The following is a 26,218-nucleotide window of genomic DNA, read 5'->3' as shown; positions in this document are numbered from 1 at the left end:
CGTCCGGAACGCCGCCACCGGCGCCACCGTCGGGGCGAACGGGACCGGGAACCCCGCGAACGCCGGCCCTGGCCGTTTCCGCCGTTCCCCGTCGATCACCCGGCCGGCTTCGCCGGGCGGTGCGCATGAGCACGGCTACGCGAGAACCGCGCGGCCCGGAGCGGGGTGCTCCGGGCCGCGCGGCCTCCCGGCAGGGCGAGGCGGTCGGGTCACGCGGTCGAGCCGGTGACCGAGGACCCGGACTTGGTGACGTAGTACGTCAGCTTCGCGCCACTCCAGTAGTGGAACGTGAGCGTCACCCGGGAACCGTCCGCCACCTCGGCGAAGAACTCCGGCTTGAGCGTGGTGGTGTTGGCCGTGTAGTCCGGCGCGAACGTCACGTCGAACTCCTTGAACGACGTCCAGTTCTGCGGACCGGCGTTGCTGCCGTCGGCGTACTTGGCCTCCATGGTGGCCACCTGGTCGCCGCGGAACTGGGTCGGGATGGCGAACGAGCTCGTCGTCCCCGTCGCGTTGGCCGCCACGGGCGTGTCGTAGGTGATCAGGCTGATCCGCCACGGAACGCCCGCCGAGAACCGGGCCGACAGCGTCGCGTTCGTGCCGTAGGGCCGCGACCCGCTCAGCCTGGTGATCAGCGACGCCTTCAGGGTCAGCTGGTCGCCGCTGACGGTGTAGTCCGTGCCGCGCACCAGGTCCGTGCCGCCCTGGCGCAGGCCGACGAACGACGTGCCGTTGGGGTTGAGCGTCAGGGTCTTGTCGCCCACCGCCGCGGACCTGGCGCTGAACACCTGGTCGGAGGACGCCGTGCCGGACCGGGTCGTCCAGCTCGACTTGATCTGGGCGATCAGCTCCGGGTCGCTCCACTGGAACGAGGTGCGGCCGAAGTGCTGGCCGTTGTCCCACAGCATGGTGGTGATCTTCTTGGTGCGGGCGTAGTACCCCAGGAACTCGAAGAACTTGAGCTTCTCGCCCTGCTCGATGGTGCCGGTGTGCCGGTCGAAGCCCAGCAGCCCGTACTCGCCGAGGATCACCGGGATGCCCCGCGCCACGAACGCGTCGTGCACGCGGTCGAACGAGTCGGTCAGGTCCTTCTGCACGGTGGCGTCGAACTTCGTGCCGCCCGCGATGTTCACGCTGAACGGCCAGTAGCCGTAGAAGTGGAACGTCGCCGCCAGGTTCGGGTCCTTCAGCGCGCTGAACGTCGCCACGAGCTCGTCCACCCGCGCCTGCTCGGAGGACGTGTGCAGGGTGGGCAGCACCAGCAGGCGGGTGGCGTTGTTGCCGCCCGTGCCGCGCACGATCCGGTGGAACGACGTGTTCAGCTCGTCGAGGAGCTGCGCGTTCTGCGCGTCACCGGAGCTGTTGGCGAACTGCGGCTCGTTGACGCTCTCCAGCACCAGCTTCGGCGAGGCGTCCCGGAAGGCGCCGGCGATCTGCGTCCAGGCCGCGTTGTAGCGGGCCAGCACGTTCGTCCGGTCCGCGGGCATCGCGTTGATCCACTGCCACGAGTCGTGGTGGAGGTTGATCAGCACGGAGAAGCCGTCGGCCAGCGCCCAGCCGACGACCTCCTTGACCCGCGCCAGGTAGGCGGCCTCGATGGTGTAGCCCGGCGCGCCGCCCTGGTGCGCGCTCCACGTGACCGGGATGCGGATGCTCTTGAAGCCCTGCGCGCGGATGTTGTCCAGCAGGGCCTCGGTGATGCGCGGGTTGCCCCAGGCGGTCTCGTCCGCGCCCACGGCGTCGAGCGAGTTGCCCAGGTTCCAGCCCGGCTGCATCTCCGCGACCCGCGCCATGGCGTCACCCACCGGCGGAGTCCCGGTGGTCGTGGTGGTGGTGGTGGTCGTCGTGGTGGTCGTGGTCGTGACGTCACCGGTGCAGGTGACTCCGTTGAGCGCGAACGACGACGGCGCGGTGTTCGAGCCCGTCCACAACCCGTTGAAGCCGAACGACACCGAGCCGTTGGTGGGGATGGCGGCGTTGTAGCTCACGTTGGTGGCCGTGACCTGGCTGCCCGACGCGGTCACCGTGGCGTTCCACGCCTGGGTGACGGTCTGGCCGGAGGGGAACGCCCACGTGAGCCGCCACCCGCCGGAGATCGGGTCGCCCAGGTTGGTGATGCTGACGTTGCCGCTGAACCCGCCCTGCCACTGGCCGGCCACCGAGTACCCGACCCGGCATCCGGCCGCCGCCTGGGCGTCGGTCACGGCGACGACACCCGCGCCCGCGAGCAACGAGGCCATCCCGGTGGCCAGCAGGCCCACCCGCCAACGGATTCTTCTCAGCTTGTCGCGCATATCGGCCATGACGCTCCTCGTAATCGCGTGCGGCAGCGGGAGGGGGGAACCGATCGCGCGCGGGCGGTGCGGCGCGGCGGCGCGTTCCGGCACTGCCTCGGCATGATGTTGGCGGTGGCGGAACGGTGGCGCAAGGGTTTCGACGGTAATCGACCCACCGCCACCACCCGCGAATTCGGAATCGTCGACACAAGTCGAGAACATTCGACGCGGAAATCGCGACGCGTTCGACGTCGACCGTCGAACGGGTTCGACGGCGGCTGTCGAACGACTGCGCGCCGGAACCCGGTCGATCATGCATGTGAACTGGTCACGAGTGTGAACGGCGATTCGACCGAGGGGCGGATCGACCCCGGCCGGTCCCGCTGATAGGAACCAGGCATGACGAGAACAGCGGTCGTGACCGGTGGCGGGACGGGCATCGGCAAAGCGGTGGCGGCCGAATTGGCGAAGCAGGGCGTGGACGTCGTCATCACGGGTCGGCGGGCCGACGTGCTCACCGCCGCGGCGGCGGAAATCGGGGCGCGGGCGGTCGTGTTCGACGCCGCCGACCCGGAGCAGGTGCGGGCGGCGACGGCGGAATTGCCCGAGCGCGTCGACGTGCTGGTGAACAACGCGGGCGGCAACCTCGCGCGCCGGCGCCCGGCACCCGAGGGGTTGGCCGACGTGCGCGAGCTGTGGCTGGCGAACTTCGAGGCGAACGTGCTCACCGCCGTGCTGGTGACCGCGGCGCTGGAACCGCGCCTGGCCGACGACGCCCGGGTGGTCACGATCGGCTCCATCGCGGCCCGGCGCGGTTCGGGCAGCTACGGCGCGGCCAAGGCCGCGATCGAGGCGTGGACCGCGGACCTGGCGTTCGCGCTCGGCGGGCGCGGCATCACCGTCAACGTCGTCTCGCCGGGCGTGACGGAGGAGACCGAGTTCTTCGGCGGCGCGCTGTCCGAGGAGCGCAGGCGCGAGCTCGTCGGCAACCCCGCCAACGGCCGGACCGGCTCACCCGCCGACGTGGCCGCGGCCGTCGCGTTCCTCACCTCCCCGGAGGCCGGGCACGTCACCGGCCAGGTCCTCGGCGTGAACGGCGGCGCGGGCCTGGGTCGCTGACCGCGGCCTCCCGCCGGGCGGTCTGCCGGCGAAGCCCTACCGTGTGACCCATGCGGGTGTGCGTGTTCTGCGGGTCCTCCAGCGGGCGGGTGCGGCACGTCGAGGCGGCCCGGGAGGTTGGCCGCGCGCTGGCCGAACGGGGGATCGGGGTCGTCTACGGCGGCGGCCGGGTCGGCACGATGGGCGCCCTGGCCGACGGCGCACTGGCCGCCGGCGGGTCGGTGGTCGGCGTGATCCCGCGCAACCTGGTCGAGTGGGAGGTCGCGCACGGGAATCTCACGGAACTGCGCGTGGTCTCGTCGATGCACGAGCGCAAGGCGTTGATGGCCGAGCTGTCCGACGCCTTCGTGGCGCTGCCCGGCGGCGCCGGGACGCTGGAAGAGCTGTTCGAGGTGTGGACGTGGGCCCAGCTGGGCCTGCACGCCAAGCCCGTGGGGCTGCTGGACGTGGACGGCTACTTCGCGCACCTGCTGCGGATGATCGACCACATGGTCGCCGAAGGCTTCCTCAAGCCGCCCTACCGGGACATGCTGCTGGTGGACGACGACCTGCACCGGCTCTTGGACCGGTTCCGCGACTACCGTCCATTTGGGTACACCTGGAACGACGACGTTTCCCTGCCATGAACCGGGAAAGTCGGTACCGTTGACCGTTCGCGAAGCCTTTTCGCGAACAGGTTCGCGCAATCCGGGGGGAGCGGGCGATGGACATCACTCACTGGCGGCAACGGCTTGCGGAGCTGTGCGACGCGCACCGGGTGCCCGGCGCGTCGCTGGCGGTCCTGGCCGACGGCGAGATCCACGAGTGCGCGGTGGGCGTGCTGCACCGCGGCACCGGGGTGGAGGCGACACCGGACTCGCTGTTCCAGATCGGCTCGATCACCAAGCTCTACACCGCCACCCTGATCATGCAGCTGGTCGCCGAAGGCGCGCTCGACCTCGACGCGCCCGTGGTCTCCGTGCTGCCCGAGTTCGCCGTGGCCGACCCCGTGGCGACCAAGACCGTGACACCGCGCCAACTGCTGTCGCACACCAGCGGCATCGACGGCGACTTCTTCCACGACACCGGGCGCGGTGACGACTGCGTCGCCGCCTACGTCGCCGCGTGCGCCGGGTTGGGCCAGAACCACCCGCCGGGCGCGACGATGTCCTACTGCAACAGCGGGTTCACCGTCCTCGGCCGGATCGTCGAGGTGCTGACGGGCAAGGTCTGGGACGAGGCCCTGCGCGAGCGCCTGCTCGACCCGCTGGGCGCGCACAGCACCGTGACCCTGCCCGAGGACGTGCTGCGGTTCCGCTCCGCCCTGGGCCACCTCGGCGAGCCGGGTGACGAGCCCGTGCCCGCGCCGGTGTGGGGGCTGGCCCGCTCGGCCGGACCGGCCGGGACGATCAACGCCACGGCCGCCGACGTCATCCGCTTCGCCAAGCTGCACCTCGACGGCGGCCGGACCGCCGACGGCACGGTGCTGCTGCCCGTCGAGCACGTGGCCGCCATGCACCGGCCGTTCGTGCAGCTGCCCGCGGGGCACGCCGCGCGCATGTGCTGGGGCCTGGGCTGGGTCACCTACGACTGGCCCGGCGGCCGGGTGATCGGGCACGACGGCGCCACGGTGGGGCAGAAGGCGTTCTTGCGGGTCGTGCCCGACGCCGGGGTGGCGGCCGTGCTGCTGACCAACGGCGGCGTGCCGGCCGAGGTGCACCAGCGGCTGTTCACCGAGCTGTTCACGGAGCTGGCCGGCGTCGCGGTGCCGGACTTCGAGCCGCCCGCCGAACCGCCCGCGGTGGACCTGGCCCCGTACGTCGGCTCGTACGTGCGCGAGGGTTACGCCGTGGACGTCACCGAGCGGGACGGCCTGCTGCACCTGCGCGGTGAGAGCATCGGCGAGCTGGCCGCGATCAACGCGGTGACCAACGCGGTGCTGGTCCCGGTCGAGGAGGGGCTGTTCGCGGCACGGCGCAACGAGCACGAGCCGTGGGTGCCCGTGGTGTTCTACAAGCTGCCGGACGGTTCGCCCTACCTGCACTTCGGCATGCGCGCCACGCCCAAGGTGGGTTCCGACCGCCGGTGACGGAACCCCGTCGGCGCGGCTGATCGGGTGCTGTGGGCCGAGCCCTCGACCACAGGGCCCGCGTTTCACTCGAACGGATGGTCAAGAGCAGGAATACGCGACCGCCGCGCGCGGGTTGGTGCCGGCATGACCGACACAGCATCCGACGCCCGCGCGCTCCTGGCGGACAGTCGGCTCGGCGTGCTCGCCACCATCAAGGCCGACGGCCGACCGCAGCTCTCCCCGATCATGCCGTCGTACGACCCGGGGGCGGGGGTCATCAGGATCTCGACCACCGAGCGGACCGCGAAGGTGGCGAACCTGCGCCGCGACCCGAGGGTCGCGCTGGAGGTCACCAGCCGGGACGGCAGGCGGTGGGCCACCGCCGAGGGCACGGCGACGATCACCGGGCCGGGCACCGACCCGGACGGCCCCGAGGTGGAGGCGCTGGTGGACTACTACCGCCGCGCCGCGGGCGAGCACCCGGACTGGGCCGAGTACCGGTCGGCCATGGTCGCCGAGCGGCGCGTCCTGCTGACCATCCGGGTCGAGCACGTCTACGGCAGCCAGGCCGGGTGATCCCGGGTCCCCCGGCCCGGGGGACCGCACGTCCTGTAGCTCAGGTGGCAGAGCACCCGCCCTCGACCGGCGGGAGGACCCAGGTTCGAGACCTGGCGGGACGACCGCTACCAGTGCCCGAAGCGCACGGCCTCCTCGAACGGCCGCCGCGACCGGGTGCGCGGCGACGCGCCCTCCGAGACGCCCTCCTGCGCGCCGTGCCCGATCGCGACCGCCCCGATCGGCACGTGGTTCGCCGGCACCCCGAACTCCGCGCGCAGCCGGTCGAAGTCCTCCGCGCCGATGCCGAAGTACACCGCGCCGAGGCCCTCGTCCACCGCGGTCTGCAACACCAGCAGCACGGCCATGCCGGTGTCGACGTACCAGAAGGGCACCGGCCAGCGGTCCTCGGCGCGGTCGGTCCACCCCTTGTCCGGCTCGGCGTACCGGTCGAGGTAGGCGTCCTTCACCGCGAACGCCACCACGACCACCGGCGCGGTCTTCACCGTCTCCAGCGTCCACAGCCGCACCGAGCCGTAGAACCGCGTCAGCTCCTCGCCCCGCAGCACCAGGAACGCCTGGCCCTGCGAGTACCCGGCGGACGGGCCGCGCAGCGCGTTGCGCATGATCCGACGGACGCTCGCGTCCGACACCGGCTCGTCGGTGAACTCGCGCACCATCCGCCGGCGGCGCACCACGTCCTGGAACTCCACGGCAACCTCCCGATCGTCGGCCTCGGCACCAGGCAACCACACCGGCGGACTCGATACGATGACGGATCGACGGAGGTCGGAAGAGAAAGGACGAACGTGGAGACGCGTGAGTTCCAGTCGGAGGCGCGTCAGCTCCTGCGGCTGATGATCCACTCGGTGTACTCGAACAAGGACACGTTCCTGCGCGAGCTGGTGTCCAACGCCTCGGACGCGCTGGACAAGCTCCGCCTGGAGACGTTCCGCGACAAGGAGCTGGTCGCGGACACGTCCGACCTGCACGTCGCGATCGAGGTCGACCGGGAGGCGCGCACGCTCACGATCCGGGACAACGGCATCGGCATGACCCGCGACGACGTGATCGGGCTCATCGGCACGATCGCCAAGTCCGGCACGGCCGAGTTCCTGCAGAAGCTCAAGGAGTCCCAGGACGCCGCCGCCTCGCAGGACCTCATCGGGCAGTTCGGCATCGGCTTCTACTCGTCGTTCATGGTCGCCGACAAGGTGACGCTGGTGACCAGGCACCCCCGTTCGGCGGAGGGCGTGCGGTGGGAGTCCGCCGGCGAGGGCACCTACACGATCGAGGACGTCGAGGACGCGCCGCAGGGCACCTCCGTCACGCTGCACCTCAAGCCGGCCGACCCCGAGGACCACCTCGCCGACTACACGTCGACCGCCAAGATCACCGAGATCGTCAAGCGGTACGCCGACTTCATCACCTGGCCGATCCGGATGGCCGCGGAGGACGGCGGCGAGCCGACCACGATCAACTCCCGCAAGGCCCTGTGGGCGCGGCCCGCCTCCGAGGTCGGCGAGGACGAGTACGCCGAGTTCTACCGGCACGTCAGCCACGACTGGAACAAGCCGCTCGAGACCATCCGCATGCACGGCGAGGGCGTGTTCGAGTACCAGGCGCTGCTGTTCATCCCCTCGCAGGCACCGCTGGACCTGTTCCTGCGCGAGCGCAAGCGGGGCGTGCAGCTCTACGTCAAGCGCGTCTTCATCATGGACGACTGCGAAGAGCTGATGCCCGAGTACCTGCGGTTCGTCAAGGGCGTGGTGGACGCCCAGGACCTCTCGCTGAACGTGTCCCGGGAACTGCTCCAGCACGACCGCCAGATCCAGCTCGTGCGCCGCCGCCTGGTCAAGAAGGTGCTCTCCACCGTCAAGGGCCTCATGGCCGACAAGCCGGAGTCCTACGAGACGTTCTGGCGCGAGTTCGGCGGCGCGGTCAAGGAGGGCCTGCTCAGCGACCCGGACAACCGCGACGCCATCCTGGACATCGCCTCGTTCGCCTCCACGGCCGACCCCGAGAAGCCCACCACGCTGGCGGGGTACGTCGAGCGGATGAAGGACGACCAGCAGCACATCTACTACATGACCGGCGACTCGCGGGCCACCGTGGAGAACTCGCCGCACCTGGAGGCCCTGCGGGCCAAGGGCTTCGAGGTGCTGATCCTCACCGACCCGATCGACGAGATGTGGGTCGACGCCGTGCCCGGGTTCCGGGACAAGGCGTTCCAGTCGATCGCCAAGGGGCAGGTCGACCTGGAGACGGAGGAGGAGAAGGAGCGGGCCGGGGCGCGGCAAGAGGACTTCGCCGACTTCCTCAAGTGGATGACGACCACCCTGTCGAACGAGGTCAAGGAGGTGCGGCTGTCCTCGCGGCTGACCACGTCGCCCGCGTGCGTCGTCGGCGACGCCCACGACCTGACCCCGACCCTGGAGAAGATGTACCGGGCGATGGGCCAGGAGTTGCCGCCGGTGAAGCGCATCCTGGAGCTGAACCCCGACCACGCCCTGGTGGCGGGCCTGCGCAAGGCGTTCGACGAGCGCGGCGGCGAGGACGCCTCGCTCGCCGAGTCGGCCGAGCTGCTGCACGGCATGGCGCTGCTGGCCGAGGGCGGCGACCTGCCCGACTCGGCCCGGTTCGTCCGGCTGATGTCGGCGCACCTGGAGCGGGCGCTCTGAACCGCTGACCGCGCGAGGGCCCCGACGCCGGGGCCCTCGCCGGGGGTCCTCGCCGCGGAGACTTGATAGGTAGGAGATTTCCTACCTATAGTGGGTGCATGAACACCACGGACAACGGGGAGCGCGTGTTCGCGGCCCTGGCCAGCCCGGTGCGCCGCGAGGTGCTGCGGCTGCTGCGCGACACCGGGCCCCGGCCGGTCAACGACCTCGCCGCGCACTTCGCCATGGCCCGCCCGAGCTTCTCCGAGCACCTGCGGGTGCTGCGGGAGGCCGGGCTGGTCGACGAGAGCCGGGCCGGCAGGCAGCGGGTGTACCGGCTGGAGGCCGCCGCCCTGTACGAGGTGCAGGAGTGGCTGAACCCGTTCGAGCGGTTCTGGCGCGAGAAGCTCACCGGGCTGCGCGACGTGCTCGACTCGCTGGACGGTGACGGGTCGTGACGGGGGAGGACCCGACCGCCGTCCGGGTCGACCAGTTCCTGGCGCACCCGCCGGCGAAGGTGTGGCGGGCGCTGACCGAGCCGGACCTGATCGCCCGCTGGCTGATGCCCGGCGACTTCCGGCTGGAGGTCGGCCACCGCTACACGATGCGCGGGCAGGCCATGCCCGGCACCGGGTTCTCCGGTGTGGTGCGGGTGGAGGTGCTGGCGTTCGAGCCGGAACGCATGCTGCGCCTCGGGTGGCGCGACGCCGATCCGGACAGCCCCGGCCGCGCGGACTGGACGATCACCTGGACCCTGGAGGCGGAGGGTCGCGGCACCCGGCTCTTCCTCGCCCACGAGGGCATCGACCCCGACGACCCGCTCCAGCAACGCGCCCGCACCATCATGGGCGGCGGCTGGCGCGCCATCGTGACCCGCCGACTCCCCGAAGCCCTGACCGCCCCCTGACCGAACCGCGTGTGTCGAACGTCCAGGCCCCGTGTGTCGAACGCTCGGGACCCCCGAGTTCCACGCTCAGGTCGCGGCCAGCCGCCGGGCGATCCCGTTGGCCGCCGCACGCAGGTCCGGCACGAGGCGGTGCAGGTCGGTGCGCACGGAGCGGACCACGACGCCGAGCGCACCGGCCGGTCCCCGCCCGTCGAGGGGGATCGGCACGGCCACGGAGGACGAGCCCAGCGTCATCTCCTCGCTCGTCAACGCGTACCCCCGGGCCACCGTCACGCGCAGCTCCCGCGCCAGGCGCGCCCGCTCGGTGATCGTGTAGGGCGTGAAGCGGCGCAACGGGCGGCTCAGGTAGGCGCGCACGAAACCGGCGTCGGCGTGGGCGAGCAACGCCTTGCCGACGCCGGTCGGGTGCAGCGGCAGCCGCGCGCCGGTCCGCGAGATCACCGGCACCGAGCGGTGGCCGGACAGCTTCTCCACGTACAGCGCGTCGAACCCGTCGTGCACGGCCAGGTGGATGTTCTCCCGGGTCGTCTCGTACAGGTCCTGCATGAACGGCAGCGCGACCTCCCGCAGCCGTCCGGCCACCGGCGCCAGCGTCGCCGCCTCCCACAGCCGCAGCCCGATGCTGAAGTACCCGTCCGCGTCGCGGTCCAGCGCGCCCCACGACACCAGCTCGCCGGCCAGCCGGTGCGCGGTCGCCGCCGGCAGGTCCGCGCGCCGCGCCAGGTCGGCCAACCTCAGCCGCGGGTGGTTCGCGTCGAACACGCCGAGCAGCGCCAACGCCCGCCCGGCCACGGACCGCCGGTGTGTGCCGTCGACCGCCATCCCGGTTCCCTCCGCACGCTCGAAGAGCCGAACCTAACCCCGCCGGCCGCCGCGGAGCGCCGACCCTTTCACCCAGTGGAAGCGCAGTGGGCGGCGAAGGGGTGCGACGAGTCGGCACGGCTGCGTTCGGCCCAATGCCACCGGGGATATTCGGAGCACTCTGTCGATAAAACTTGCGAATATAGTTTCGAATACTTTCGAAGGTAACCGAGGATGCCGCCCACGACTGGATCATCCCTTCCAGTACGCTTGAAACGGTCCACCTGTGGTGCCTCAGCAGGCTTTTTGATAGGAACGCCCGCGTAACGGCCAGTCGACCACCATCGGACTCCCGGGTCGATGCCTCGCACCGCGATCCCCGCAGGTCCGCACGGTTGCGGTGATTCGGTGCTTGCCAGACCTATCTGTTTCGGTTAATACTTCTAAAAGTTTCAGGCCGGACGGTCGGGTGCCGCCCCCGACGGTGTCGGCCTGCGCTGAGCACGCTCTGGAGGATCGACTCAACAGGACTGTCGTTGGCGGGGAGGAGTTCCGCGGCACCGGGCCCTCCCCGGCCAAGTGCGCGGACCCGGACCACCCCGCCCCGGAGGTCAGGGTCGCCCGAGCAACCAACCCATCACCTGCCGAACCCGCAGGTGCTCCCAGAAGGTGCGAACATGAAGCTGACATCGAAGTCAGTGTTGCGAGCGGCCCTCGTGTCGACGTTGGTGACGGCCACCACGGGCGCCGCGGTGCTCCTGGCGACGTCGGCGAGCGCCGGCACCACGCTCGGCGCTTCCGCCGCCGAGTCCGGCCGGTACTTCGGCACGGCCGTGGCGGCGAACAAGCTCGGCGACTCCACGTACGTGGGGATCCTGAACCGCGAGTTCAACATGGTCACGGCCGAGAACGAGATGAAGATCGACGCGACGGAGCCGAACCAGAACCAGTTCAGCTACGCCAACGCCGACCGGATCGTGAACCACGCGCGCAGCCAGGGGATGCGGGTGCGCGGGCACACGCTGGCGTGGCACTCGCAGCAGCCGGGCTGGATGCAGAACATGAGCGGTTCGGCGCTGCGCAGCGCGATGATCAACCACGTCACGCAGGTGGCGACGTACTACCGGGGCAAGATCTACGCCTGGGACGTGGTGAACGAGGCGTTCCAGGACGGTTCCTCGGGTGCGCGTCGTGACTCGAACCTGCAGCGCACGGGCAACGACTGGATCGAGGCGGCGTTCCGGGCGGCGCGGTCTGCGGACCCGGGCGCGAAGCTCTGCTACAACGACTACAACACCGACGACTGGACCCACGCCAAGACCCAGGCCGTCTACAAGATGGTGCAGGACTTCAAGTCGCGGGGCGTGCCGATCGACTGCGTCGGGTTCCAGTCGCACTTCAACAGCCAGAGCCCGGTGCCGTCCAACTACCAGACCACGCTGTCCAGCTTCGCCGCGCTGGGCGTGGACGTGCAGATCACCGAGTTGGACATCGAGGGCTCGGGCACCGCGCAGGCCCAGAACTACGAGCGCGTGGTCAAGGCGTGCCTGGCCGTGGCCCGCTGCACCGGCATCACGGTGTGGGGCATCCGCGACAGCGACTCCTGGCGCTCCTCGGGCACCCCGCTGCTCTTCGACGGCTCCGGCAACAAGAAGGCCGCCTACACCTCGACGCTGAACGCGCTCAACAGCGGCGGCACGACCATCCCGACGTCGACCACGACCACGACGACGGACACCACCACCACGACGACCACGACCACCACGACGACGACCATCCCCGGCAACGGCGGCTGCACCGCCACGGTGTCGCTCAACTCGTGGGCCGAGGGCTTCGTCGCGACGGTGCGGGTGACCGCCGGTTCGGCGGCGATCAACGGGTGGACGGTCACGACCAACCTGCCGTCCGGCGCGACGGTCACCAACGCGTGGAACGCCGATCGCTCCGGCACCACGGGTGCGGTGCAGTGGCGCAACGTCAGCTACAACGGCCGCCTCGCGGCCGGGACGACGACCGAGTTCGGCTTCCAGGGCACGGGCTCGGCCTCGGGCGTCACGGCGAGCTGCACCGCGAGCTGATCGAGCGGTGACCGAACGGCCTGGTGCGGAACCCCCCGCACCAGGCCGTTCCGCATTCCGCGCTCGGCGGTGTCCTCGCAGGTCACCGCCCTGCGAAAGGGTTGGCGCCGGATCGCTGGACGACCCCGGGTCACCACGCAGCGTGACCGGCCGAGTGTCACTCCGCGAGATGAGCCCTGTACGGCACCGCTCGTCCCGGTGTACGTTCCCGACGGGTCTGGGAGCGCTCCCAGACATATGTCGAGATGAGGAGGGGCTCAGTGAAGCGCTCCACCGCAGTTCTTGCCGCCTGCGCGGTGGCACTCGGTGCGGCAGCCACGACGACGCTGCCGAACGCCGCGGCCGCCGCCCAGGGGTGCAAGGTTGACTACGCCGTCACCAGCCAGTGGAACGGCGGCTTCCAGGCCACCGTCAAGGTCACCAACCTCGGTGACACCATCAGCGGGTGGACCCTCGGCGTCACCTTCCCGAACAGCTCCCAGCGGGTGACCCAGGGCTGGAACGCCACGTGGACCCAGTCGGGCTCCACCGCCACCGCCACCAACGTCGACTGGAACCGGACGCTGGGCACCGGCGGGTCGACGGACCTCGGGTTCGTCGGGTCCTGGTCGGGCAGCAACCCCACGCCCACGTCGTTCACGCTCAACGGCGTCGCCTGCACGGGCACCACGACGTCGACCAGCACGACGACCACGACCACGACGACGACCACCCCGCCCGTCGGCCGCACCCCGGTCGAGATCAACGGGCAGTTGCGGGTCTGCGGCGTGAACCTGTGCAACCAGTACAACCGGCCGATCCAGCTGCGCGGCATGAGCACGCACGGCATCCAGTGGTTCGACAAGTGCTACAACAGCAACTCGTTGACCGCGCTGGCCGACGACTGGAAGTCCGACCTGCTGCGCATCGCGATGTACGTGCAGGAGCAGGGCTACGAGACCAACCCGTCCGGGTTCACCAGCCGGGTGAACAGCCTGGTCGACCAGGCCGAGGCCCGCGGGATGTACGCCCTGATCGACTTCCACATCCTCACGCCGGGTGACCCGAACTACAACATCGACCGGGCGAAGACCTTCTTCGCGTCCGTGGCGCAGCGCAACTCGGCCAAGAAGAACGTGATCTACGAGATCGCCAACGAGCCGAACGGCGTGAGCTGGGCGTCGATCAAGAGCTACGCCGAGCAGGTCATCCCGGTGATCCGCGCCGCCGACCCGGACGCCGTGGTCATCGTCGGCACCCGGGCCTGGTCGTCGCTGGGCGTGTCGGAGGGTTCGAGCGAGACCGAGGTCATCAACAACCCGGTCAACGCCACGAACATCATGTACGCGTTCCACTTCTACGCCGCCTCGCACAAGGACAACTACCGCGCCGCGGTCAGCCGGGCGGCCACCCGCCTGCCCCTGTTCGTGACTGAGTTCGGCACGGTGCTGGCCACGGGCGGCGGCACGTTCGACCGGTCGAGCACGATCGCCTGGCTCGACCTGCTGGACCAGCTCAAGATCAGCTACGCGAACTGGACGTACTCGGACGCCAACGAGAGCAGCGCGGCCCTGCGGCCGGGCACGTGCAACGGCGGCGACTACTCCAGCAGCGGTGTGCTCACCGAGTCGGGCGCGCTGCTGAAGAGCCGGATCAGCACGGCGGACAACTTCCCGACCAGCTGACCGACCCGACGGGACCCCGCGTTGCCGCGCGGGGTCCCGTCCCCGTTCGCCGGGAAGGCCGGGAAGGTCGGGAAGGTCGGGGGAGGACCGTCACCGACCGGCGCGCTGAGCGGCGGTCGGTCCGCCGCGGGCCCGCTCCGGTCGCGCCGACCGCCGCCTTCCCAGCAGGTCCCTGGCGACGACGACGGCGTTGGCCAGGCCGGTGTGGGACGCGGCGCCGCGCCAGTCGACCAGCGTCTCCTCGACGAGCGGCAGGAGCCCTTGCAGGATGGTGACGTCCGCTTGCTCCGTCGCCAGCGTCAGCCGCTCGGTCACGGCCGCCACCAGGTCCGGTCTGCTCTGCCAGTAGCCGCCGACGATGGCGCGTTGCACCTCTTCGAGCCACTGGCCCGTCCTCCGGACGTGGTTCGCGCCCCGGAGGGCGGCGGGTTGGGCGTGCTGGAGGAGCCGCCTGGTGGTCGCCAACGCCATCGTCCGGGTCGCCGTGGCCCTGACGAGCCACTTGTGGTGGTACCTGCTGTACGCGCGGAGCACGAGTTCGACGTCCGGTCGGGCGAGGGCCGCCGAGGCCAACGTGTACGTCGCTTCCTCGGTCGGGAAATCGGGTTCCACGGCCGTCCCGATCGCCCAGTCGAGGACGCGGCGGTCCGAGCCGAAGAGGTCGACGACCACCGGGTAGATCCCGGTCAGCTCACCGGCGTCCAGGGTGCGCAGCCACCGCAGGCCCGCCGCGGCGTCCAGTTCCAGCAGCGCGGTGGCGGCGGCGAGCCGGATCGAGAGGTCCTTCTCCCGGCCGAAGGCGTCGTCCAGGAACTGCGCCGTGTCGTCCACCCCGGCCCAGCCGGCGACCAGGGCCGCCCGGACCGCGTGGACGACGGCCCACTGCTGCTTGTCGGGCAACCGGCGGTTCCACCCGCCGGCGAGGCCCAGCACGAGAGCCCGGGCCTCGCGGTCGCGCGCCCAGGCGGTGGCGAGGTGCTCCGCCAACCAGCACAGGTGCGAGTGCGGTGCGGTGTGCGCCGGGTGGCGGCGCAGCACGTCGAGGACCTCGGGCCGGCGCGGCCAGTTGCGGTCGAGGGCGGCGAGCAGCGGTTCGCGGATCTTGCTGTTCTGCTCGGTGCGCAACCGCTCCCCGAGGGCGCGGAACACCACCTCGTCACCGGGCCACTCGCGTTCCAGCACGGCGATCGCCGCCCGGCGCACGGTCGCGTCCGGCCGTTCGAGCGCGTTCAGCGCCATGCCCCGCCGCGTGGCGCGGGGCGCGAGCGCGATGTCGAGCTGCCAACCGGCGACCCGGTGGTGGGTCGAGTCGGACGCCAGCAGCTTGGCGATCGTGCGGCTAGTCTGCTGGTCGGCTCGGACGAACACGGCGAGCTGGCCGAAGACCGCGATGGCCTCCTCGACCTTCTCCGCCGCGCGGCGCTTGGCGACCCGGGCCCGGACCACCTCGGCGGTGGCGGCCAGCACGCCGGCGGCCCACGCGCGGTCGTCCGGCGGCACCTGGCCGGCTTCCGCGAGGCAGTGCGCCGCGAACAACCGCGACCGCTGCGAGTCCTGCAACGAGTCCACGATCTCGCGCACCGGTGAGCCCTGCCCCGCCAGCATCCCCGACAGCAGCAGGAGCGCCTCGTGCCACCGGTCGTCGTTCCACCGGCGGGCGTAGACCTCGTTGAGGAGCCAGGGGTAGTCGGCCCGACGTCGGTTGAACCCGGTCAGCACGTGCCGGGCCGCGAAGTACTCCATGAACGTCCGGTGCACGAAGCCGAAGACCCCGTCACCGATCTCGGCCAGCACGTGCGTGCGCTCGCGCAGGTGGTTGAGGATCTCCACGGCCAACGCCCGCGCTTCCCCCGCGGGGCGGGCGTACTGGCTCTCCAGGTACCCGGCCACGACGTCGCGCAGCGGTTCGTAGCCGATGGCGTTGAGCTCGCCGGACTTGTCCCCGTTGAGCATCAGCACCGCGACCTGCTCCAGGATCTCCGACTTCTGGTCCGCCCCGACGGGGAAGTCGAGCCGCAGCAGCTCACGCGTGTCGATCCGCTTGCGCTTGACGTCCCAGTCCTCCAGCAGCACACCGGTGCAGCGCGCGTAGAGCTGCCAGCGCTTCTCGGGCAGGTCGTGGTGCTTGTAGATGATCGCCATCATGCTGAGCAGCAGCGGGTTGCCCGCCAGCTCCAGCAGCCGCGGGTTGTCGGTGATGCGGCGGATCAGGCCGGCGGCGTCGCGGTCCTCGCCCTCGACCACGTAGTGCTCGTACCAGCGCGGCACGAACTGGCCGATCTCGCGCAGCCCGAAGTCCAGGAGCGTGTGGTGGTCGAACCCGGCCAGCCCCAGCTCGGTGTCGTCGTAGCCGACGATCCGCGACGACACGACGACCCAGCAATCCGGGTAGCGCCCGGTGAACGCCCGGAACCGGTCCACCACGCGGGCGCGCACGGCCGGGTCCAGGATCTCGTCCAGCCCGTCGAAGAACACCACCGCGCCGCCGTCGCGCAACAGCTGGTCGACGGTGCCGGGGGGCAGGCGCACGTTCAACGAGTCGGCGACGTTCTTCTCGACGTACCCCACGAAGTCGCCGCTGCCGTCGAGGACGTACTGGCGCAACTCGACCAGCAGCGGCACCGGTAAGGACCGCAACGCGGGCGGCACCGCGTCCTCCCGGGCGGCGGGGTCGCACAGCGACAGCACCGCGGCGTGGAAGAGCGTGCTCTTGCCGCTGCCCGGACCGCCCAGCACCACCTGGCGCCGGGACTCGCCCAGCACGCGCACCGCGTCCCTCGAGGTCGCCGCGTCCTCCCACGGCACGTCGAACTCGGGACGGCCGGGGTAGAGCTGCTGCGGCACGAACACGTCCGTCAGCGGGATCATCGCCACCCGCTTGTCCTGGGCGCCGGCGATCACCGACAGCCGCACCCACCGGTAGCGCTCGACCACGGCCTGGCGGTAGACGTCCCAGTCCATCAAGGGCGTCGTCGGGCGGTCCCACGCGTGCAGTGCCTCGGTGACCCGCCGGGCGAGGTCGTCCTTGCTGGTGAACACGCCCGCGACCCGCCGTCGGAGCAGTTCCGCGCGGAACTCCGCGACTCTCGGCGTCGCCTCCATGAGCCTGGGCTGCCAGGGCTGGTCGTCGGACAGCACGAAGGCCAGCACCGGCTTCCCCGCCGCGACCGCCTCGCGGTACTCCAGGTCGGTGACCGAACGGTCCATCCCCTCGGGCACGAACCCGTACCGCCACGCCATGACCACCACGTACAGGTCGCAGGCGCGCACGTCGGCCAGGCACCGGTCCAGCGGTCGTCGGTCCTCGGCGAGGTAGTGCTCCATCGCCACGTCCTCGTGGCCCATCCGCCGGATCGCCGTGCGCACCGCCTCGCGGTGGTCCTGGAGGTCGGTGAAGGTCGACGACACATACACACGCGCCATCGACCAATCGTGCCACGGGACGAAGCCGCGCCAGGGTTCTTCGCCGATTCCCGCGGCACGAAGAACGGTGTGGCAGAGGGGACCGGGTTCGAATGATCGGGAAGGGTCGCGGAGATCCGGATTCGATTCCAAGCGGCATGTCCGCGACCACCGGTGGACATTCGGGGCCGACGAACCGGGGACGGCAGCGGAAGCGGCCGTCCCCGAATTCGCTCCGTCGCGCGGAAACTCAGCGGGTCGGCCGGACCCGCTCGAACCGCACCTTGTTCAGGTACCCGGGGAGGTCGCTGAGCACGTACAGCTCACCGTGCACGTCGGCGTCGATCGCGGTCGGCTGGGTGGGGAAGTTGCCGATCGTGGCGGTCTCGTAGCCGCCGTCGAGCTGGGGGCGCACGGCGAACACGCGGGTCGAGCAGTAGTCGCTCGCGATGTAGGTGCCCCACGCCGCCGGCGTCCGCGACCCCCGGTACACCACGCCGCCCGTGACCGAGCAGTTGTCGTTGTAGTGGTCGTACTCGAAGACGGGGTCGGTGTACCGCCCGCCGGCCCGGCACTGCTGCGGGTCGAACACCGGGGTGCCCTCCTTGCAGGACCAGCCGAGGTTCGCCCCGCCCTGCGCCGGGCGGATGTGGTTGACCTCCTCGACCAGGCCCTGGCCGACGTCGCCGATCCACAGCGAGCCGTCGACCGGGTCGACCGAGAACCGCCACGGGTTGCGCAGGCCGTACAGCCAGATCTCCGGCCGCGCGCCCGGCACGCGGACGAACGGGTTGGTCGTCGGCACGCAGTAGGGCTTCGGCGCGCACGCGCGGTTGACGTCGATCCGCACGATCTTGCCGAGCAGGGTGCCCAGGTCCTGGCCCGACTTGAACGGGTCGTCGGCGTGGCCGCCGTCGCCGAGGGACCAGTAGAGGTAGCCGTCGCGGCCGAACGCGACCTGGCCGCCGTTGTGGTTGCCGTACTCGGCGTGCTCCTGGGTGAGCAGCACCTGCACCCGCGCCGGGGCGTTGAGGGACACCCGGGCCAGGGTCAGCGCGCCGGCCGGCCGGCTCGTGTACGCCACGTACAGCATCCCGGTCCGGGCGAAGTTCGGCGCGGGCGTGATGCCGAGCAGGCCGCGCTCGTTGTCCGAGTCGTCGATCCGGTCGGTCAGGTCGAGCACCGGTTCGGCCGCCAGCCCGGTGTCGGGGTGGTAGGCGCGGACGGTGCCCTCCTTCTCCACGATCAGCATCCGGCCGTCCGGCAACCCGGTGATCGCGACCGGACGCCGCAGGCCCGTCGCCACCTGCTCGGACACCACGGTCAACTCGGACAGCGGCACCGCGCGGGCGCCGACCGGGTCGGCCGCCGCGCCACCGCCGGGGGACAACGAGGGCAACAGGAACGCGGACAGGGCGAGGATGAGCAGCACCGCCGGCAGGGCGGCCGGGCGACAACGCCGTCGCAACATGGTTTGGCTCCTCGGGCAGGGTGACCGACACGTTCTGGGAGCGCTCCCGAACGTACCGCGACTCCGCTGATACCTCCAGCCGCGCAATTGGTTCTCGCAAGATGCCCGAGGAAACCGGAATTCCACCCCGTGGCGCATTGGTACCGACGTCCCGCGCCGCTGACATGATCCCCTTGAGCGCTTCGGAAGAATTCCCGATCCCGTTCAACGGCGGGGTCGACGCGAATTCGCCCGCCGTCCGTTCCGCGGAAGACCGCGGCACGCCGGTCCGCGCACCGCGGGGCCGTGCGACGGTCGCGGGAGGGTCGCGACCGTCGTCACCGGCTACCGCCGCGCCCGTGCCCGCAACGAACGGCCGCGGGGCTTGGCCCGGCCCAGGAAGTCCAGCCCTTCCTCCCACGACTTGCCCTCCACCTCGGCGAACGCGCGCACGGCCTGGCGGGCGAACCGCATGGCCTGCACCGGGCTCTGCGCGGCCAGGCGTTGGAGGACGAGCTGGGCCGCCGCCACGTCGTCGGCCCGGATCTGCTCGCGCGGGTCCGCCAGCAGCCGCGGGGCCTGGGCCAGCAGGTGCTCCAGCGAACGCCGGACCCGCTCGTCGGTGCCGGCGAGGTGCGCCAGCTCCGGTGCGGCGTCCATGGCGGCGGCCCACCACGCGGCCAGGCCGGGGTACTCGCGGAACGTCGTGTCGCGGAACGCGCGCATCGCGCCGAAGGAACGGCCCTTCAGCTCCTCGTCGGCCGAGGTGCGGGCGAAGAGGCCGTCGAGGTCGCAGCCGTCGACCGGGGGCGGGAGCGCGTTGCCCCCGAACCAGCCGAACAGCTCCCAGTCGCCGTCCCCGGCCTCCTCCTCGGTCCAGCGCCGGGAGAAGTCGATGTCGGGCGTGGCCCGGAGCGCGTCGCAGTCGGTGGTGAACGCCTCCGTGCCGATCGAGTCGTCGTTGTCGCCGAACGTGCCGAACCACAGCAGCTCCCAGGCGTCCATGCTGCCCTTGACCTGCGTCCGGACCGACGCGGCGGCGTTGGCCTTGACCCGGTCGACGGCCGCCTTGAGCTCCTCGGGCGTCGGCGCGTGCGCGGCGTGCTGAAAGTCGGCCGCCACCTGCACCACGGCCAGGTGCACGGCGTTGACGAAGGCGTTGTAGCTGTCGTCGGCCAGGCTGTCGGGCCAGCCGTCCTGCTCCATGGCGGCGACGACCACGCCGGTGATGCCGGGCAGGTTGCGCTCGGGCAGCAGGCCGGCGATGAACGGGTCGTTGACCGGGATCGGCTTGAGGACGGTGTTGAACGAGCCGATGCCCTCCGGGACGGCGACGTCCTCGCCGGCGTCGACGTCGGTGTCGCCGAGGTTGCCGTGGCTGCCGTTCGACGAGACGACGACGGGCGAGCCGATGAGGCCCGCGCCCTGCTGCACGACGTAGCTGTCACCGTCGATCTTGAAGAAGACGGCCCACAGGTACGGCTCGGCGTTGCCCCAGCCGTCACCCTCGTCGTGGCAGTGCAGGCGGGTGAGCCTGGTGGTCAGGTTGATGGGGACTGCCATGTCGGTGTCCTCCCTCGACGTGGAGCTGTCGGTGAAGGCCCCGGTGGCGCCGGCCTCCCGGCCGCTGGTCGGGGAGCCGGCCGTCATCGACGCCCAGGTGCCCGATACCTCGCCCGCTCGTAGCAGCCTGTTACGCCGGTTGGTCCCCTACCGGGGGTCCTTCACGCGAACGGGTGACAAGTGGGCACCTGAGCCGTCGAACGATCCGTGAAGTGGCGCGGGCCCGCCCCGCGGTGCACGTACCACTTCCAGGGAACCGGCCGGCTCGGGACCGGGCCGGCCGGTCAGGTCACCCCTACCGGGCAGGTCCGGTCGGCACCGACACCGGGATCTCGAAGTGGACGGTCTGGTGGTGGCCCGGGTCGCCGTCGCGGGCGTCGCACACCTCGACCGCCATCGAGCGCCAGAACGCCTCGGCGCCGGGCACGCGGGTGTCGGTGTGCAGGTAGATCCGCTCGTAGCCGGGCGTCTCGGCGATGAACCCGACCGCGGCACCGACCAGCCTGCGCGCCAACCCCCGGCGCCGGTGCCCCGGTCGCACGTACACCCGGAACAGCTGCGCCGTCCCGTCGCCGGAGTAGCGCTCGGCGATCCAGGGCGGGTGGGGCGGGCTGGCCGGTCCCTGCGCCCGCACGGCCGTCGTGCCCACGACCTCGTCCCCGTCGACCGCGACGAACAGCGCGTGCCTCGGCGTGTCGAGGTAGGTGCCGGCCAGGTCGACCACGTCGGTGTGCCACCGGGGGCGGTAACCGTGGCCGAACTCGTGGTAGAAGGTGTCCAGCATGACGCTGCGGGCCCCGGGCAGGTCGGCGTGGGTCGCCAACCGCACCTCGCAAAGGTCCGCGGCCTGGTGGTGCTCGTTCACTTCATCCTCTCTTCCGCGCCGTCCAGGGTCGTGGCGACCGGACCGCGCAGGACGACGCGTCCTTCGTGGAGCACGACGACCCGGTCCGCGAGTCGGGCCACGACGTCGAGGTCGTGGCTGATCAGCACGAGCGCGCACGGCACGCCCGCGAGCAGGTCGAGCAGCCCGGCGCGGGTGACCGCGTCCAGGCCGGAGGTGATCTCGTCGCAGACGAGCACCTCCGGTTCGGCGAGCAGGGCGCGCACGAGCGCGGCCCGCTGGAGCTCGCCGCCGGACAGGCCGCGTGGCGGGCGCGACGCGGTGTCCCCGTCCAGACCGACGCGGGCCAGGGCGGCGAGCGCCTCGGCCCGCGCCTCGGCCGGGCGCACCCCGCGCAACCGCACCGCCGTGCGGGCGACCTGGTCCAGCACGGGTCGGTGTTCGTCGAACGACCCCCGCGCGTCCTGGAACACGTACTGCACCGCGGCCAGGGCGGCGCGCGGGCGGCGGCGCAGCGACCGGGCGAGCGGTCGGCCGTGCAGCAGCACCTCGCCGGTGGCCTGCCGGTGCAGCCCGGCCAGGCACCGGCCGAGGGTGGTCTTGCCGCTGCCGGAGCGGCCGACCACCGCGAGGCGTTCGCCGACCTCCAGGTCCACGCCGTGCAGGACGGTGGCGTCGCGGTGGCGGGCGGTCAGGCCGCGCACCCGCAGCCGCGGCTCCCGCCGGACGACCTCGGCGGGGACCCGCGGCGCGGTGTCGAGCAGCGCGCGGGTGTAGTCCTCCCGGGGGTCGGTCAGCAGGTCGTCCGCCGGTCCGGCTTCGACCACGCGGCCACCGCGCAGCACCACGACCTCGTCGGCGAGCGCCCGCACCGCCGCCACGTCGTGGGTCAGCAGCACCAGCGCCACGCCGCGGGCGACCAGGGTGCCGAGTTCGCCCACGACCTCGGCGCGGGTCAGGGCGTCCTGCCCGGTGGTGGGTTCGTCGGCCACCAGCACCGCCGGGTCGCCGACCAGTGCCTGGGCGAGCACGACCCGCTGCTGCTGGCCGCCGGAGAGCTGGTGGGGGTAGCGGCGCAGCAGGTCGGCCGGCACCCGGGCCCGGCGCAGGGCCGCGGCCACCAGCGCGTCCGGGTCGCCGTCGTGCCGGGCCGCGATCTCGCGGAACACCGCGCCCAGCCGCCGCACCGGGTTCAGCGCGGCCGACGGCTGCTGCGGCACGAACGCGACGCGCCCGCGCACCTCGACGTGCCCGTCGACGGACACGCCCGGCGCGTGTTCGCCGAGCAGGGCGAGGCCCGTGGTGGTCTTGCCGCTGCCCGAGGCGCCGACCAGCGCGAGCACCCGGCCGGCCGACAGGGTGAAGCCGACGCCGTCGAGCAGCACGCGGCCCCCGGCCTCGGCGCGCAGGCCCGCCACGCGCACGACCGGGGTCATGCGCGCACCTCCCGCAACGCGCGGTCGAACACCAGGTTCACCCCGACGGACAGGGCGACGATCAGCAGGGCGGGCACCACCACGGCCCACGGCTGGAGGAACAGCCCACCCCGGTTGCGGTCCACCATGACGGCCCAGTCCGCCGCGTCGGGCGGCACGCCGACACCCAGGAAGCCGGCCGACGCCACCAGGTACAGCGCGCCGGTGAGCCGGACGCCCAGGTCGGCGGCGAGGGTGCGCGCCATCGACCGCCCGGTGTAGACGACCGAGGTCCGCCACCACGACTCGCCCTGCATCCGCATCGCCTCCAGCGCCGGCCGCCCGGCGACCTCCAGGGCCGCCGCGCGCGAGAGGCGGGCGACGTCGGGGAAGTTGACCAGCGCGGTGATGCCGACGAGCACGCCGAGTCCCGGCCCGGCGACGGCGGCCACGAGGATCAGCACCAGCAGCGAGGGCACCGCCAGCAGCACGTCGAGGGGGCGCATCAGCACCTCGTCGACCAGCCGCGGCCGGGCGGTGGCCGCGACGACGCCGTAGGGGACGCCGACGACGTAGGACAGGGCGGTGGCGAGCAGCGCGACCAGCACGACCGTCCGGCCGCCCGCGAGCACCTGGTGCCAGGTGTCACGGCCCACGAAGTCGGTGCCCAGCGGACCCAGCGGCACGAAGGGGGCGCCGCGCGCCTGCTCCTCCGGCACGAACAGGGGGCCGAACAGCGCCAGTGCCAGCGGTACCGCGATCAGCAGCCCACCGGCGCCCGCCCGCTTCACGCGACCACCTCCGCGCGCGGCGCGAGCCGGAACGCCACCAGGTCCGCCACCAGGTTCACGGCCACCGTCGTGACCGCGAAGACCACCGCCAAGCCCTGCACCACGGGCAGGTCGCGGCCGGCCACGGCGTCCACCAGGACCGTGCCGAGGCCGGGGATGACGAACACCGCCTCGACGACGATCACGCCACCCAGCAGCCAGTCCGCGGTGCGCGCGACCTGCTGCACGGCCGGCGCCAGGGCGTTGGGCAGGGCGTGGGCGAACCGCACCCGCGTCTCGCCGAGCCCGAGGCGACGGGCGTGCCGCACGTAGTCCGACGCCAGCGCGTCCAGCATGCCCGCGCGCACCAGTCGGCTGATCGAGCAGATCGGCCGGGCCACCAGCACGACCAGCGGCAGCACCAGCGCCGCCGGCTGGGCGAGCAGGTCCGCGTCGACGGCGGTCGGCGGCAGCCACCCCAACCGCACGCCGAACAGCGCGATCAGCACCACGGCCAGCGCGAACTCCGGGATGGAGTGCAGCGCCACGCCGACCGACGTGAGCACCCGGTCCGGCAGGCCGCCTTCGCGCAACGCGGCCAGGACGCCGACCAGCACCGAGATCGGCAGCAGCAGCACCAGGGTCGCCGTCGCCAGCACGAGGGTCGGACCGATCCCGTCGAGCAGGAACTCCGCCACCGGCCGCCCCGACACCAGCGACGTGCCGAGGTCCAGCCGCGGCAACCCGGCCAGCCAGTCCAGGAACCGCTCGGGCACGGGGCGGTCCAGGCCCATGGCCGCGCGGATCGCCCCGATCCGCGCCGGGTCCGGGTTGTCGCCGGCCAGCGCGACCGCCGCGTCCCCCGGCAGCGCCTGCACCAGGAGGAACACGGCGGTGACCGCGGCGAGCACCTGCACCAGCCCGAGCGCGAGCCGCCGGGCCGCGTAGGAGGCGAGGTTCACCCCAGCCACACCTCGTCGAACCGCGCCCAGTCCAGGGTGTTCGCGGGCGCGGTCGAGATCCCGCCGACGTTCGGGGCGGTGCCCACGATCCAGTCGGCGAAGCCCCACATCAGGTAGCCGCCCTCGGCGTGCAGCGAGCGCTGCATCCGCTGGTACGCCTCGGCCCGCACGGCTTCGTCCGATGTGGACACCGCCTGCTCGTAGAGCGCGTCGAACTCCGGCCTGGCCCACTTGGTCACGTTCGTGCCCGAACCGCTGAGCAGGCGTTGCGCCACGTGGGTCTCGATCGGCATCGCGCCGGACCGGAAGCTGGACAGGGAGCCGTTCTTCAGCGTGTCGGCCCAGTAGCTGTCCTTGTTGCCGGTGACGACCTCGATGGTCAGCCCGGAGCCCCTGGCCTGGTCGGCGAACACGGTGGCGGCCTCCACCATGCCGGCCGCGGCGGTGGAGGTGTCCAGCGTGACCGTGAGGCCCTCGGCGCCGGCCTTGCGGATGAGGAACTTCGCCTTGTCCAGGTCGCGGGTGCGCTGCGGGATGTCGTCGGCGTAGTGCCGGTAGCCCTTGCCGAACAGGTCGTTGCCGACCTGACCGCTGCCCGCCAGCACCGACTCGACCAGCTGCGGCCGGTCGGCGAGCAGGAACAGCGCCTCGCGCAGGTCGCGGTCGTCGAACGGCGGCCGGTCCAGCTTCATCGCGAACGCCTGCACGGCGCTGTTGGGCGCGCGGTGGATCGTCATCCGATCGCTGCCGGTGTGGCTGCGCGCGGTGGTGGGCGTGAGGTCGTGCGCGTACTCGACCTGGCCGCCGAGCAGGGCGTTGGCGCGCGCGGACTCCTCGTTGGCGATCACGAACTCCAGCTCGTCCAGGTGCGGCGCGCCGTCCCAGTAGTCGGGGTTGCGCTTGAGCAGCACCGACTTGCCGGGCTCGAACGACACGAAGCCGAACGGCCCCGACCCCACGGGTCGGGTGAAGTCCTCGGCGCCCTCGGGCACGATGTACGCGCCGAACGCGGCCAGGACGTTGGGGAACTCCACGAACGGCCGCTTGAGCGCGAACTCCACCGTCCGGTCGTCCACCGCGCGACTGTTGGGCAGGTCGATCAGTGCGAGGCTGGATTTGGCCCGGAACGCGCGGTTCGGGTCGAGGATGCGCGCGTAGCTGGCCAGCACGTCGGTGGCGCGCACCGGTCTGCCGTCGTGGAACGCCGCCTGGCGCAGGGTGATCCGCCAGCGGGTCAGGTCCGCGCTCGGCTCCCACCGCTCCGCCAGGCGCGGCTGCGGTGACACGTCGCCGCCGAGGTCGGCGAGCTTGTCGAACACCGCCTTGGACCGCGCGGCCTCGACGAACAGGTTGGCCAGGTGCGGGTCCAGGACCTCCTTGGCGCCACCGCCCGCGAAGGCGGCGCGCAGCCTGCCGCCCGCCCGCGGGGTGGCCGCGGGGGAGGCCGGCGCGGCACTGCCGCCGCACCCGGCGAGGGTGGCGGCCGCCAGGCCGGAGGTGAGGCCGAGGAAACCGCGGCGGTTCAGGGTCATGGTGGTTCCCTAAGGTTGATGTTGTTCGGGGTTGGTGCCCCGGATGCCCAGGGCGATGGGGTGTGGCTGATGGCGTGTCTGCCGCGCGGTGGCTCGGAAGGAATGGCCGCCCCGTCGTTCCGGACGCCCTGGCCACTGATTCAGACCTGTTGCGGATCGTCGCTGTTTAG

Annotated in this window: 20 protein-coding genes and 1 tRNA gene; 10 read left to right on the top strand and 11 right to left on the bottom strand. The window is 71.9% G+C overall.

The genetic code is table 11. The annotated features are described in order from the left end of the window. Nucleotides 1–209 precede the first annotated feature (209 nt). Nucleotides 210–2,303, bottom strand: coding sequence for a cellulase family glycosylhydrolase (locus ACIGNX_RS30195; protein WP_396544219.1), 2,094 nt, complete (start codon nucleotides 2,301–2,303; stop codon nucleotides 210–212). 372 nt (nucleotides 2,304–2,675) lie between these two features. Here ACIGNX_RS30195 and ACIGNX_RS30190 point away from each other — a divergent pair, with 372 nt between their 5' ends. The 5 genes from ACIGNX_RS30190 to ACIGNX_RS30170 all read left to right on the top strand — a co-directional run bounded on the left by ACIGNX_RS30190 (nucleotide 2,676) and on the right by ACIGNX_RS30170 (nucleotide 6,125). After that, nucleotides 2,676–3,395 (top strand): SDR family NAD(P)-dependent oxidoreductase, encoded by a 720-nt coding sequence (locus ACIGNX_RS30190; protein WP_396544218.1) that lies wholly within the window; start codon nucleotides 2,676–2,678, stop codon nucleotides 3,393–3,395. A 50-nt stretch (nucleotides 3,396–3,445) separates the two neighbouring features. Further along, complete coding sequence (locus tag ACIGNX_RS30185; RefSeq protein WP_396544217.1) at nucleotides 3,446–4,021, top strand: TIGR00730 family Rossman fold protein; 576 nt, start codon at nucleotides 3,446–3,448, stop codon at nucleotides 4,019–4,021. Between the two features lie 77 nt (nucleotides 4,022–4,098). Beyond that, nucleotides 4,099–5,463, top strand: coding sequence for a serine hydrolase domain-containing protein (locus ACIGNX_RS30180; RefSeq protein WP_396544216.1), 1,365 nt, complete (start codon nucleotides 4,099–4,101; stop codon nucleotides 5,461–5,463). Between the two features lie 126 nt (nucleotides 5,464–5,589). Further along, entirely contained in the window at nucleotides 5,590–6,021 is a 432-nt protein-coding gene (locus ACIGNX_RS30175) for a PPOX class F420-dependent oxidoreductase (RefSeq protein WP_396544215.1), read from the top strand. 29 nt (nucleotides 6,022–6,050) lie between these two features. After that, nucleotides 6,051–6,125, top strand: a tRNA-Ser gene (locus tag ACIGNX_RS30170). 3 nt (nucleotides 6,126–6,128) lie between these two features. On the opposite strand, the gene ACIGNX_RS30165 is transcribed toward ACIGNX_RS30170, so the two are convergent. Continuing rightward, entirely contained in the window at nucleotides 6,129–6,713 is a 585-nt protein-coding gene (locus tag ACIGNX_RS30165) for a nitroreductase family protein (protein ID WP_396544214.1), read from the bottom strand. Nucleotides 6,714–6,809: 96 nt separating this feature from the next. On the opposite strand from ACIGNX_RS30165, the gene htpG reads away from it, so the two are divergent. The 3 genes from htpG to ACIGNX_RS30150 all read left to right on the top strand — a co-directional run bounded on the left by htpG (nucleotide 6,810) and on the right by ACIGNX_RS30150 (nucleotide 9,567). Then, a complete protein-coding gene (htpG, locus tag ACIGNX_RS30160; RefSeq protein WP_396544213.1) occupies nucleotides 6,810–8,681 on the top strand; it encodes a molecular chaperone HtpG in 1,872 nt (623 codons plus the stop codon). A 98-nt stretch (nucleotides 8,682–8,779) separates the two neighbouring features. Then, the gene (locus ACIGNX_RS30155; protein ID WP_396544212.1) at nucleotides 8,780–9,118 is read left to right on the top strand and encodes an ArsR/SmtB family transcription factor; all 339 of its coding nucleotides are present in this window, start codon (nucleotides 8,780–8,782) and stop codon (nucleotides 9,116–9,118) included. Next, nucleotides 9,115–9,567, top strand: a complete 453-nt coding sequence (locus ACIGNX_RS30150; protein WP_396544211.1) for an SRPBCC domain-containing protein — start codon at nucleotides 9,115–9,117, stop codon at nucleotides 9,565–9,567. Before ACIGNX_RS30155 ends, ACIGNX_RS30150 begins: the two co-directional genes overlap by 4 nt. Nucleotides 9,568–9,633: 66 nt before the next feature. On the opposite strand, the gene ACIGNX_RS30145 is transcribed toward ACIGNX_RS30150, so the two are convergent. Further along, nucleotides 9,634–10,389: an IclR family transcriptional regulator gene (locus ACIGNX_RS30145; protein ID WP_396544210.1), complete on the bottom strand. Its 756-nt coding sequence runs from the start codon at nucleotides 10,387–10,389 to the stop codon at nucleotides 9,634–9,636. Between the two features lie 656 nt (nucleotides 10,390–11,045). Between ACIGNX_RS30145 and ACIGNX_RS30140 the strand changes: the two genes are divergently transcribed. Together ACIGNX_RS30140 and ACIGNX_RS30135 are read left to right on the top strand one after the other, a co-directional pair. Beyond that, complete coding sequence (locus ACIGNX_RS30140) at nucleotides 11,046–12,446, top strand: endo-1,4-beta-xylanase (RefSeq protein ID WP_396544209.1); 1,401 nt, start codon at nucleotides 11,046–11,048, stop codon at nucleotides 12,444–12,446. A 260-nt stretch (nucleotides 12,447–12,706) separates the two neighbouring features. Beyond that, nucleotides 12,707–14,110: a cellulase family glycosylhydrolase gene (locus ACIGNX_RS30135; RefSeq protein WP_396544208.1), complete on the top strand. Its 1,404-nt coding sequence runs from the start codon at nucleotides 12,707–12,709 to the stop codon at nucleotides 14,108–14,110. A 90-nt stretch (nucleotides 14,111–14,200) separates the two neighbouring features. Here ACIGNX_RS30135 and ACIGNX_RS30130 read toward each other — a convergent pair whose 3' ends face one another. From ACIGNX_RS30130 to ACIGNX_RS30095, 8 genes are all read right to left on the bottom strand, one after another. After that, on the bottom strand, nucleotides 14,201–17,533 hold the full coding sequence (locus ACIGNX_RS30130) for an NACHT domain-containing protein (RefSeq protein ID WP_396544207.1): 3,333 nt from the start codon (nucleotides 17,531–17,533) through the stop codon (nucleotides 14,201–14,203). 229 nt (nucleotides 17,534–17,762) lie between these two features. Continuing rightward, nucleotides 17,763–18,983, bottom strand: a complete 1,221-nt coding sequence (locus tag ACIGNX_RS30125) for a PQQ-dependent sugar dehydrogenase (RefSeq protein ID WP_396544206.1) — start codon at nucleotides 18,981–18,983, stop codon at nucleotides 17,763–17,765. 324 nt (nucleotides 18,984–19,307) lie between these two features. Beyond that, complete coding sequence (locus ACIGNX_RS30120) at nucleotides 19,308–20,525, bottom strand: hypothetical protein (RefSeq protein WP_396544205.1); 1,218 nt, start codon at nucleotides 20,523–20,525, stop codon at nucleotides 19,308–19,310. Between the two features lie 295 nt (nucleotides 20,526–20,820). Beyond that, nucleotides 20,821–21,354: a GNAT family N-acetyltransferase gene (locus ACIGNX_RS30115; protein ID WP_396544204.1), complete on the bottom strand. Its 534-nt coding sequence runs from the start codon at nucleotides 21,352–21,354 to the stop codon at nucleotides 20,821–20,823. A gap of 32 nt (nucleotides 21,355–21,386) precedes the next feature. After that, nucleotides 21,387–22,805, bottom strand: coding sequence for an ABC transporter ATP-binding protein (locus ACIGNX_RS30110; RefSeq protein ID WP_396544203.1), 1,419 nt, complete (start codon nucleotides 22,803–22,805; stop codon nucleotides 21,387–21,389). Further along, nucleotides 22,802–23,575 (bottom strand): ABC transporter permease, encoded by a 774-nt coding sequence (locus tag ACIGNX_RS30105; RefSeq protein WP_396544202.1) that lies wholly within the window; start codon nucleotides 23,573–23,575, stop codon nucleotides 22,802–22,804. The genes ACIGNX_RS30110 and ACIGNX_RS30105 overlap by 4 nt, the downstream gene beginning before the upstream one ends. Beyond that, complete coding sequence (locus ACIGNX_RS30100; RefSeq protein ID WP_396544201.1) at nucleotides 23,572–24,516, bottom strand: ABC transporter permease; 945 nt, start codon at nucleotides 24,514–24,516, stop codon at nucleotides 23,572–23,574. Before ACIGNX_RS30100 ends, ACIGNX_RS30105 begins: the two co-directional genes overlap by 4 nt. Then, nucleotides 24,513–26,048 carry an ABC transporter substrate-binding protein gene (locus ACIGNX_RS30095; RefSeq protein ID WP_396544200.1) on the bottom strand — a complete coding sequence of 512 codons (1,536 nt, stop codon included), beginning with the start codon at nucleotides 26,046–26,048 and terminating at the stop codon, nucleotides 24,513–24,515. The genes ACIGNX_RS30100 and ACIGNX_RS30095 overlap by 4 nt, the downstream gene beginning before the upstream one ends. Nucleotides 26,049–26,218 lie beyond the last annotated feature (170 nt).

Source organism: Actinosynnema sp. NPDC053489 (assembly GCF_044544865.1).
Lineage (GTDB): Bacteria > Actinomycetota > Actinomycetes > Mycobacteriales > Pseudonocardiaceae > Actinosynnema.
The sequence above is the reverse complement of the archived record's forward strand: the minus strand, read 5'-3'. Positions and strand labels throughout refer to the sequence as shown.

Bases quoted from the DNA above. Each gene is read 5' to 3' on its own strand.
- ACIGNX_RS30195 (WP_396544219.1), bottom strand. From the start codon at position 2,303: ATGGCCGATATGCGCGACAAGCTGAGAAGAATCCGTTGGCGGGTGGGC.
- ACIGNX_RS30190 (WP_396544218.1), top strand. From the start codon at position 2,676: ATGACGAGAACAGCGGTCGTGACCGGTGGCGGGACGGGCATCGGCAAA.
- ACIGNX_RS30185 (WP_396544217.1), top strand. From the start codon at position 3,446: ATGCGGGTGTGCGTGTTCTGCGGGTCCTCCAGCGGGCGGGTGCGGCAC.
- ACIGNX_RS30180 (WP_396544216.1), top strand. From the start codon at position 4,099: ATGGACATCACTCACTGGCGGCAACGGCTTGCGGAGCTGTGCGACGCG.
- ACIGNX_RS30175 (WP_396544215.1), top strand. From the start codon at position 5,590: ATGACCGACACAGCATCCGACGCCCGCGCGCTCCTGGCGGACAGTCGG.
- ACIGNX_RS30155 (WP_396544212.1), top strand. From the start codon at position 8,780: ATGAACACCACGGACAACGGGGAGCGCGTGTTCGCGGCCCTGGCCAGC.
- ACIGNX_RS30145 (WP_396544210.1), bottom strand. From the start codon at position 10,389: ATGGCGGTCGACGGCACACACCGGCGGTCCGTGGCCGGGCGGGCGTTG.
- ACIGNX_RS30140 (WP_396544209.1), top strand. From the start codon at position 11,046: ATGAAGCTGACATCGAAGTCAGTGTTGCGAGCGGCCCTCGTGTCGACG.
- ACIGNX_RS30130 (WP_396544207.1), bottom strand. From the start codon at position 17,533: ATGGCGCGTGTGTATGTGTCGTCGACCTTCACCGACCTCCAGGACCAC.
- ACIGNX_RS30125 (WP_396544206.1), bottom strand. From the start codon at position 18,983: ATGTTGCGACGGCGTTGTCGCCCGGCCGCCCTGCCGGCGGTGCTGCTC.
- ACIGNX_RS30120 (WP_396544205.1), bottom strand. From the start codon at position 20,525: ATGGCAGTCCCCATCAACCTGACCACCAGGCTCACCCGCCTGCACTGC.
- ACIGNX_RS30110 (WP_396544203.1), bottom strand. From the start codon at position 22,805: ATGACCCCGGTCGTGCGCGTGGCGGGCCTGCGCGCCGAGGCCGGGGGC.
- ACIGNX_RS30095 (WP_396544200.1), bottom strand. From the start codon at position 26,048: ATGACCCTGAACCGCCGCGGTTTCCTCGGCCTCACCTCCGGCCTGGCG.